Genomic DNA, 9,403 nt, shown 5'->3' with positions numbered 1-9,403 from the left:
CGGCAAGGAACCCAAGCTATTCGCCACGCCAGCTTCCATTGATATCCGTCTGTAGAAGGCTGAAGGGTCAAGATTCGCGCTTGCAAGCGCCGCTCCAAGCCTAACCATCCGAATCGCCCCAGGCATGGGGCTTGAGGAAGAAGGCAGACGCGCACTGACAAACAGGTCGCCTGGTATTGAGCACGAGAGGTACAGCGTGCACAGCCAATGAACTAGCCGAACACTGCCAGCTATCCCCAGGGGATAGCTGGCACAGCCGGCCTTCCAACGGCTGGAACACGTAGCCTACCTAAAAGGCCTTTTATAACCTTTTAAAGGTAAGGGGAATATGGAGCCCTGGGTCACCAGTGCTACTAGGGCTTCTGGGTGTACCGGCCAGCCTGACGCCGGCTGGCATGTAGCGGCTGGCACGATGGGGCACAGCTGTGTGCCGCCATCGTTCCAACTCGCAACGTCAGGACGCCGACACCTTGACCACCGATTTCTTCGCCCGCTTTGAAGCGGAATGCGTGCCGCGCATCGCCGCCGCGATTGGCCAGCATGACCGGCGCTTGCAACTCCACTCCCTGCCCGCCGACGCCCCCGGCCGGCCGCCGCGCCTGCGCGTGACCGGGGAGGGTCCGCCGGACCTGCGGCGCCACCCTTATGCGCTGGATATCACGCTGGCGTGGGATGGGCTGGAGGTGCAGCGCTTGTTCGCGGGGGGGGGGCGAGGTGCGCCTTGCCGGTTACCTGGCGGCGTTGCCGGCCAAACTGCGCGCCTGGCAGGAACCGCGCGGGATCGACTCCCGCTCGCTATCGCAGGCTGACCCGGCGATCCTGATCGGTGGGCTGGATTTCGAGCACTGAGCCTGGTGCACTGGCTCAGCCAGCCACCCGCAGCCGGCATACCGCGCTTTCCGTTTGCCCCGGCGCGATCCAGCGCAGCCCCTGGCCGTGGTGGATCGCGTCGGGCAGGCCTGCCCACGGTTCCACGCAATAGAAGTCAGAGGTTTCGTTTTCGGACCAGGTCGTCACGGCATGCCATGGCGCGCTGCCGGCGAGGTCGAGTTCGAACGTGACGCGGCGGTCTGGCATCGCCAGCGTGGCGGACGGGCTGTCGCGGAAGACGTGGAACGTGTCCTGCAGGCGTGGATCGTCCAGCTGGTAAGTCGTCTCGCCTGGCTCTGCGGGCCCGGGGCTGCCATCGGGTAGCTGGCGCATGCGGTCCGTGCCCGGCAATGCCAGCGATGCGGTGGCACGTTGCGCGTGCGGCAGCGCGAAATAGAAATGGTGGCCGGGATAGCAGGGCAGGCGCTGCGTGCCGGTATTGGTGGTGCGCAGTGTGACCTCGAGGCCGTCGGGCAGCAAGCGGTAGATGGCGTCGAAGGCGAATGCAAAGGGGTAGCCGGCGTGCGTTGCATCGCTGTCGCGCAGCGTCATCGTGATCGCGGCTCGTTCATCGACGGTGCTGACCTCGAAGGGCAGGTCGCGCGCAAAGCCGTGCTGCGCCAGCGTGTGCACCGTCCCTTGTCCGTCGCGCCACTGCCCGGGATTGCCTTCGGCAAAATGCCGGCCGATAAACGGAAACAGCAGCGGGTTGCCGCCGCGCACCTTGGCCGGGCGGGACCAGTCGGCAGCGTCCGGCCAGTAGAGGATGTCCTGTGCGCGGTGCACCCAGCGGACCAGCCGCCCGCCGTGTTGCGGGGCGAGCAGCATGAACGTCTCGGCAGCGCCGATCCGGACCAGTGGCTGGCCCTGGAAGTCTTGTGTCGGAAGCAATGGCATGTTGATCGTTGGTGCCGCGCCGTTCGCGTGCCGCCCGGCGCAGCTGCCATGATAAGCCAGGCCAGCGCGCTGCCGTCCTAGCTGCTGGTGTAGATGGTGTTGCGCACCAGCGGGTACACCTGCGTCTCCCATCGCCTGCCGTTGAACACGCCATAGTGCCCGACTCCGGTCTGCACATGATGCATGCGCATGTAGGGGCTCAGGCTGGCGCACAGGTCTTGCGCCGCCACGGTCTGGCCGATGGCGCAGATATCGTCGCGCTCGCCCTCCACGGTCAGCAGGGCGGTGCGGTGGATGGCGCGCGTGCACACACGGCGACCGCTCACGTCAAGCAGGCCCTGGGCCAGCAGGAAGCGCTGGAATACCAGGCTGACGGTTTCCAGGTAGAACTCCGCGGTCAGGTCCATGGTGGCGAAGTACTCGATGTAGAAGTCGCGGATGGCGTCGGCCTTGTCGTGCTCGCCGCGCTCGCGCAGGGCGTAAAGCTCGCGCAGCGCCTGTTCGTGCCGCTCCGGGTTCATGCTCATGAAGGCCAGCAGCTGCACGTGGCCCGGGTAGACGCGCCGCATCGCGCCGGCAAAGCGCAGGGGCACCATGCCAATCAAGGTGCGCTCAAACCATTCGAGGGATTGGCTCATGGCCAGCACGTTGACCTTTGTCGGATTGACGCGCGCGTCGATGGGGCCGGCCATCAGCGTCAGGCTGGGCGGCTGGGCAGGGTCTTCGTCCTCGGCCATGAGTGCGGCCGCCGCCAGCGCTGCCACGGCTGGCTGGCAAATCGCCACCAGATGCGTGCCGCCGCCCAGCGTCTGCAGGAAGCCGATCAGGTGCTGCACGAATTCATCGAAGCCGAAGCGCCCGGCCAGCAGCGGAATGTCGCGGGGGTTGTGCCAGTCAGTGAGATAGACGTCGTGGTCGGCCAGCATGGTCTGGACCGTGCCGCGCAGCAGCGTGGCGAAGTGGCCGGACATCGGCGCCACCAGCAGCACGCGCGGCTGGCCGACGATGCCGTGGCGGCGGAAGTGCAGCAGCGAGCAGAACGGCGTGCGCGCGACGACTTCCTCGGTGACCGGCACCGGCTGGCCGCCGACGGTGGCGTGGTCGATGCCGAAGGCCGGCCGGTGGTGCGTGAGCCGCACCAGCGCGATGAGCTCGCAGGCGGCGCGCAGGCGGGGCACGGCATCGAAACCGCCGGACCTGGGATTCGCCGCCAGCGTCGCGGCAGCCAACTCCGCCAGCGTGCAGGCCGGCAGTATCATGTCCGCGTAGATCTGGTAGGCGTGGTACAGCATGGCTCGGCTCCCCGCTATTCTGGTACTTGCCAGCCGCAATATGTATGCCATCAGTTTAGACCTGGCACGCGCCTTGCGCTTTGTGCGGTGAGCGGGGCGGACGATGCCGCGCAAGTAGCGAGGCATGCGCCTGGCGTATGGGCGTGGCGCCGCTTCGCGGCGCATTGCGCGCAGCGGCTTCAGACTGGTGCCTGCCGGATGCACTGCATAGGTGCGCGGCCATGAGCGGCAACAAGCAGTAAAGGAGGCGCGATGTCCAAGACCACACTCACCATCAGCAGCAAGACCTATTCCTCATGGTCGCTGCGCGGCTGGCTGCTGGCGCGCTTTGCCGGCCTGGAATTCGAAGAAGTGGTGGTGCCGCCGGACGATGCCGCGGCGCGTGCGGAAATCCTGCTGCTGTCCCCGTCGATCCTGGTGCCGTGCCTGCGCCACCACGGCGTGACGGTGTGGGACACGCTGGCGATCGCCGAATACCTGAACGAAATCCACCCCAAGGCCGGCCTGCTGCCGGAAGACCGCGCCGCGCGTGCCCACTGCCGCGCCATCTGCGGCGAGATGCATTCCGGGTTTGCCGCGATGCGTTCGGCGCTGCCGATGAACCTGAAGGGGCATTTCCCCGGGATGAAGGTGTGGTCGCGTGCGCAGGCGGACATCGACCGCATCACGGCGATCTGGACCGAATGCCTGACGCGCTATGGCGGGCCTTACCTGTTCGGCACGCGCACCATGGCCGACGCCATGTACGCGCCGGTGGTGACGCGCTTTGTCACCTATGGCGTGATGCTCGATCCCGTGCCGGTTGCCTACTGCAAGCAGATCCTGTCGATGCCGGAACTGCAGGAGTGGATCGCGGCGGCGCGCGAGGAACCCGACGAAATCAGCGAACTCGATGTGGAGTTCTGATGTCCTCGCTGGCAACCGCCGCGGCCGCCGGCGTTACGCCGTTGCGGGGTCGGCCTGCCGTGCCTTCAGGAAGCGTTCGGCGTAGTCGAAGTACCAGTCGAGCGTGTCCGGGTTGGCCATCGCATCGCGGTTGGCGATGCCCTGTGGCGCATGGCCGAGCAGCAGCTTCTTGATCGGCACTTCCATCTTCTTGCCCGACAGCGTGCGCGGCACGCCGGGTGCCTGCACGATCTCGTTGGGCACGTGGCGCGAGGACAGCGCTTCGCGGATGCGCAGGCGCAGGGTGTCGCGCAGCGCATCATCCAGCACCAGGCCTTCGCGCAGCACCACAAACAGCGGCATATAGGATTCGCGGCCCAGGTATTCCAGGTCGACCACCATGCTGTCGAGCACTTCCGGCAGGTCTTCCACCACGCGGTACAGCTCGCTGGTGCCCATGCGGATGCCGTGGCGGTTGATGGTGGCGTCCGAGCGCCCGTAGATCACCGCGCCGCCGCGTTTTGTGATCTTGATCCAGTCGCCATGCCGCCAGACGCCGGGATAGGTGTCGAAATAGCTGTCGCGATAGCGCTTGCCGTCGGCGTCGCCCCACAGGTACAGCGGCATCGACGGCATCGGCTCGGTGCAGACCAGTTCGCCCACCGCGTCGAGCAGCGGCAGGCCGTTGTCGTCGAAGGCCTCCACTTTGGCGCCCAGGCAGCGGCATTGCATCTCGCCGGAATAGACCGGCAGCAGCGGGCAGCCGGCGACGAAGGAGCCGGCAAAGTCGGTGCCGCCCGACATCGGCACCAGCCAGATGTCTTCGCGCACATGGCGGTAGATCCAGTCGTAGGCTTCCACCGGCAGCGGCGAGCCTGTCGAGCCGAGCCCGCGCAGGCGCGACACGTCGGCGATGCGTGCCGGTTCGATGCCGGCTTTCATGCAGTTGGTGAAGAAGGCCGCGCCGGCGCCGAACAGCGTCACGCCGGCGTCGTCGACAAAGCGCCACAGCACGCCCGCGTCGGGCCAGGCCGGGTTGCCGTCATACAGCGCGATGGTGGTGCCCAGCAGCAGCCCGGCCACCTGCGCGTTCCACATGATCCAGCCGCTGCTGCTGTACCAGTGGAAGACATCGTCCGGGCCCAGGTTGTTATGGAAGGCCATCAGCTTGAGCTGCTCGATGACGATGCCGCCGTGGCCATGCACGATCGGCTTGGGCATGCCGGTGGTGCCGGACGAATAGACGATCCACAGCGGATGGTCGAACGGCACCGGCTCGATCGCCAGCGGCACGTCGTGCGCCAGCACCTCCTGCCAGGCATGCGCGCGCACGCCGGCAGGCGGCGCTGCGGGGCTGCCGATCTGCGGCACCAGCACCAGGTCGGTCAGCGAGGGCAGGGCGGCGATCAGGTCGGCAAGCACCGGGGTGCGGTCGTAGACCTTGCCGCCATAGCGGTAGCCGTCGACGGCGATCAGCACCTTGGGCCCGATCTGGCGGAAGCGGTCGATCACCGCCACCTGGCCCATGTCCGGCGCGCAGCCCGACCAGACCGCACCCAGGCTGGCCGTGGCCAGGAAGGCGACGATGGTGGCGGGGATATTGGGCAGGTAGCCGGCAACGCGGTCGCCGCGCTGCACACCCATCTGGCGCAGCGCATGCGCCAGCGACGCCACCTGCGCTTGCAGCATGTCCCAGCTGACATCGGCCAGCGGCTGGGCCTCGCCGGCATGGCGGATCGCGGTGCGCTGGCGGGCGCTGCCCGCACCGGCGTGGCGGAATACCTGCTGCACGTAGTTCAGCGTGGCACCCTCGAACCAGCGCGCGCCCGGCATGGTGCGGCGGTCCAGCACCTGCGTGGCGGGCGTGTCGAAGCGTACGTCGAAATAGGCGCGCACGGCGTCCCAGAAGGCTTCCAGTTCGGTGACCGACCACTGCCAGAGGCTGTCGTAGTCGTCAAAGGCCAGGCCGCGCTCGGCCCGCAGCCAGTGCATGAAGCGCGCGACCTGGCTGCTGTCGCGGAACGCCACGGAGGGCGTCCACATCAGGTTCCCTTCGGTCAGAGGGGCGGGGGTGCTCATGTCTCCTCCTCGGGCCCGTCTGTCGCGGGCATCGGATGGTGGCGATGGGTATGCCGGGTGCCTGTGGCGGCAGCTGGCATCAGCCTGCCATGATAACGGCCCTTAGGTTCAGTTGCCGGCCGGACGCTCGAACAGGCTTTCCCACATGGTGTCGACCTTCGCCTTGACCGCGGCATCCATGGAGATCGGCGTGCCCCATTCCCGCGTGGTCTCGCCCGGCCACTTGTCGGTCGCGTCGATGCCCATCTTGGAGCCCAGGCCCGACACCGGCGAGGCGAAGTCCAGATAATCGATCGGGGTGTTGTCGACCAGCACCGTGTCGCGGCTGGGATCGACCCGGGTGGTGATGGCCCAGATCACTTCCTTCCAGTCGCGCACGTCGACATCGTCATCGACCACCACGATGAACTTCGTATACATGAACTGCCGCAGGAAGCTCCACACGCCGAACATCACGCGCTTGGCATGGCCGGCGTACTGCTTCTTCATGCGCACCAGCGCCATGCGGTAGCTGCAGCCCTCGGGCGGCAGGTAGAAGTCGGTGATCTCCGGGAACTGCTTCTGCAGCAGCGGCACGAACACTTCGTTCAGCGCCACGCCCAGCACCGCGGGCTCGTCGGGCGGCTTGCCGGTGTAGGTGGAGTGGTAGATCGGGTCGCGCCGCATGGTGATGCGGTCGATGGTGAACACCGGGAACCAGTCCTGCTCGTTGTAATAGCCGGTGTGGTCGCCGAACGGGCCTTCCAGCGCATGCTGGTAGCCGGAGGGGTGGTTCGGGTCGGGCTGGATATGGCCTTCCAGCACGATTTCGGCAGAGGCCGGAACGCTCAGCTCGGACAGCGTCGGCGTGAGGCAGCCGGCCAGCGCCGTGCGGCTGCCGCGCAGCAGGCCGGCGAACTGGTACTCGGACAGCGTATCGGGCACCGGCGTCACCGCGCCCAGGATGGTGGCGGGGTCGGCGCCCAGCGCTACCGCGATCGGGAACGGCTTGCCGGGGTTGGCCAGCGCATGCTCGCGGAAATCGAGCGCGCCGCCGCGGTGTGCCAGCCAGCGCATGATGACCTGGTTGCGGCCGATCACCTGCTGGCGGTAGATGCCCAGGTTCTGGCGCTTCTTGTGCGGGCCCTTGGTCACCACCAGGCCCCAGGTGATCAGCGGCGCGGCGTCGCCGGGCCAGCAGGTCTGGATCGGCAGGCGCGCCAGGTCGACGTCGTTGCCCTCCCACACCACCTCCTGGCAGGCCGGGCTGCTGACGCGCTTTGGTGCCATATCCCACACAGATTTGGCCAGCGTGAACAGCTTGCCGGCCTCGCGCAAACCGCGCGGCGGCTCCGGTTCCTTCAGTGCTGACAAGACCCGGCCGATGTCGCGCAGGTCTTCCATCGATTCGGCGCCCATGCCAAGTGCGACTCTGTGTGTCGTGCCGAACAGATTGGCCAGTACGGGGACGCTATAGATACCGCCATCGGTGCTGGCTCCGGAAGGTTTCTCAAAAAGGACCGCGGGGCCTCCAGCGCGCAGCAGCCGGTCGCAGACTTCGGTCATTTCCAGGTTGGGCGCGACCGGCCGGGCGATGCGCCGTAGCTCGCCAATGCCTTCGAGTTGGCCGATGAAATCGCGCAAGTCTTTGTATTGCATAGTGAATTCTGTTGTGGTGCGGGGCGGGGGAAAGCGTCCGCAAGGCGGCGTCCAAGTCGGTGACGATACACATTCACCGGCGCCGCGGCAAAAAAATCATCAAGACCAAGCCGCGCAAATTGTAAGTTTTTTGTCGCTGACAGCGTACTTTTACGAGCGGCCAGCCAAGGCCCGGCCTGCGTTTGCGGGCAATCGGGTGCTCCGATGCCGACATGGCAACCATTGTTACAAATAACTATAAGTAGTAGAAAGCGAAGTTTTTATTCTTGACGAGATATAACACCGTTCCTACAATCCGGTCTTGCTCCATGGAGTGTTGCGTCGCAACATGGATTTTCCCCCTGTGTCAAGGGGTGCACATCAAGAAAATGTGCCAGAAAGTCCCTCCAGCAAGGACCGATGGTCAGGCCTGAATGCAAGCGGGCCGACCGGTCGCCTCCGGCGACTTGCCGGAGCGTAGTGAGTGAGTTTAGTCGTGGCAGGGTGCGCTCCCCCAGAGCGTAGCCTGTTTCCAGTTGGGCGCACGGGGAGCGCCTGCCAACAGATGCTTGGTCGTCACTGCTAGACGGCGCGGCATCCTTACTTGAGTACGTTGAGATCGGGCGCGTGCCGCAGTCGGGCGCGCGAAGCGGGCAACGGATGGAGGTAAGCATGAGCGGTTGGAAAACCCTTCATCTTCCCGGCATCGGGCGGGCCTTGCAGGTCCGTCTCCGACAGCCGGTACCCGGAGTGAGTCGGGCATTGCAGGTCCGTCTCGCGCATCCGGTCGCGGGCCGCGCGTTGCGCGGTGGCCGCACAACGTTGAAGTACGCCCTGAACAGCCTGGGCGTGGTCGCGGTCGTTTCGGCCGTGTCGCTGTCGCTGAGCCAGGAATGGCGCACCACGTTGGCCGCGCTGCTGGCGGGTGACGAAGCACCCGCGGTGCTGGTTGGCGCCGCCATGCCGGCCGCGCCTGCCGTGGCCAGCACTGCCGTGCCGCCGCATTCGGCGGACGTCGCTGCGGCCAAGCTTGGCTTCGGCAAGGCTGGCCTGCCGACGGTGTCGGGCGTGGACGAATGGAGCCTGGCGGCATCCGCCAAGGTGCCGTCGGTCGCGCACCTCGCCGCGCGGATCCCGGTCACGCGCGTGGCGCAAGACGCCCGCAGCACCGCTACACTGGGCAGCGCCCGCGAGCAGGCGGCCGTGGCCGACTATATCGCCCGCAAGTACCGCGTGGCGGCGCAGGCCACTGCGCAACTGGTGAAGGCGGCGTACCTGACCGGCCGCGAGGTCGGCATCGACCCGCTGCTGATCCTGGGCGTGATCGCGATCGAGTCCAGCTTCAACCCGTACGCCGAAAGCGGCGTGGGAGCGCAGGGCCTGATGCAGGTCATGACCAAGGTCCACCAGGACAAGTACGAGGCCGTCGGCGGCGTTGCCGCGGCGCTGAACCCGTACGCCAATATCAAGATCGGCGCGCTGGTGCTCAAGGACTGCATCGCCCGCGCTGGCTCGATCGAAGGCGGCCTGAAGTACTACGTCGGTGCCACCACGGCCACCGATGGCGGCTATGGCGCCAAGGTGCTGGCCGAGCGTGCCCGCCTGCGCCAGCTGCTGGGCGTGCGCAACGCGCCCGCCAACGCCGACAAGCCGGTCGAGGTCAAGGCCCCGGCCGAGCAGCTGGCCCCGACCGAGAAGCTGGAAGCGAACAACGGTCCGCACAACGCCTGAGCGCGGAATGGTATCGCCAATCAGAAAAGCAC

At 66.7% G+C, this 9,403-nt stretch carries 6 protein-coding genes and 1 pseudogene; 3 read left to right on the top strand and 4 right to left on the bottom strand.

Translation table 11 applies throughout. From position 1 onward, the window contains the following. The first annotated feature begins 470 nt into the window (after positions 1 to 470). A pseudogene (locus CF68_RS17740) lies at positions 471 to 849 on the top strand (DUF5594 family protein). Between the two features lie 15 nt (positions 850 to 864). On the opposite strand, the gene CF68_RS17735 reads toward CF68_RS17740, so the two are convergent. Both CF68_RS17735 and CF68_RS17730 read right to left on the bottom strand, forming a co-directional pair. Beyond that, complete coding sequence (locus tag CF68_RS17735) at positions 865 to 1,767, bottom strand: aldose epimerase (RefSeq protein WP_035821121.1); 903 nt, start codon at positions 1,765 to 1,767, stop codon at positions 865 to 867. 77 nt (positions 1,768 to 1,844) lie between these two features. Then, entirely contained in the window at positions 1,845 to 3,059 is a 1,215-nt protein-coding gene (locus tag CF68_RS17730; protein ID WP_035821119.1) for a polyhydroxyalkanoate depolymerase, read from the bottom strand. Between the two features lie 252 nt (positions 3,060 to 3,311). Here CF68_RS17730 and CF68_RS17725 point away from each other — a divergent pair, with 252 nt between their 5' ends. Further along, a complete protein-coding gene (locus CF68_RS17725) occupies positions 3,312 to 3,965 on the top strand; it encodes a glutathione S-transferase family protein (protein WP_013957651.1) in 654 nt (217 codons plus the stop codon). Between the two features lie 33 nt (positions 3,966 to 3,998). Here the strand turns inward: CF68_RS17725 and CF68_RS17720 are convergent, their stop codons facing one another. Beyond that, positions 3,999 to 6,023: an acetoacetate--CoA ligase gene (locus tag CF68_RS17720; RefSeq protein ID WP_051591571.1), complete on the bottom strand. Its 2,025-nt coding sequence runs from the start codon at positions 6,021 to 6,023 to the stop codon at positions 3,999 to 4,001. A 108-nt stretch (positions 6,024 to 6,131) separates the two neighbouring features. Beyond that, entirely contained in the window at positions 6,132 to 7,661 is a 1,530-nt protein-coding gene (gene ubiD / locus CF68_RS17715; protein WP_013957649.1) for a 4-hydroxy-3-polyprenylbenzoate decarboxylase, read from the bottom strand. A gap of 651 nt (positions 7,662 to 8,312) precedes the next feature. Here ubiD and CF68_RS17710 point away from each other — a divergent pair. Then, on the top strand, positions 8,313 to 9,371 hold the full coding sequence (locus CF68_RS17710) for a lytic transglycosylase domain-containing protein (RefSeq protein WP_035821116.1): 1,059 nt from the start codon (positions 8,313 to 8,315) through the stop codon (positions 9,369 to 9,371). Positions 9,372 to 9,403 lie beyond the last annotated feature (32 nt).

The sequence above is a fragment of the Cupriavidus sp. SK-4 genome, from assembly GCF_000611125.1.
Lineage (GTDB): Bacteria > Pseudomonadota > Gammaproteobacteria > Burkholderiales > Burkholderiaceae > Cupriavidus > Cupriavidus necator.
Note: the sequence above shows the minus strand (reverse complement) of the source record. Positions and strands in the feature narration are given on the sequence as shown.

Bases quoted from the DNA above. Each gene is read 5' to 3' on its own strand.
- CF68_RS17735 (WP_035821121.1), bottom strand. From the start codon at position 1,767: ATGCCATTGCTTCCGACACAAGACTTCCAGGGCCAGCCACTGGTCCGG.
- CF68_RS17730 (WP_035821119.1), bottom strand. From the start codon at position 3,059: ATGCTGTACCACGCCTACCAGATCTACGCGGACATGATACTGCCGGCC.
- CF68_RS17725 (WP_013957651.1), top strand. From the start codon at position 3,312: ATGTCCAAGACCACACTCACCATCAGCAGCAAGACCTATTCCTCATGG.
- CF68_RS17720 (WP_051591571.1), bottom strand. From the start codon at position 6,023: ATGAGCACCCCCGCCCCTCTGACCGAAGGGAACCTGATGTGGACGCCC.
- ubiD (WP_013957649.1), bottom strand. From the start codon at position 7,661: ATGCAATACAAAGACTTGCGCGATTTCATCGGCCAACTCGAAGGCATT.
- CF68_RS17710 (WP_035821116.1), top strand. From the start codon at position 8,313: ATGAGCGGTTGGAAAACCCTTCATCTTCCCGGCATCGGGCGGGCCTTG.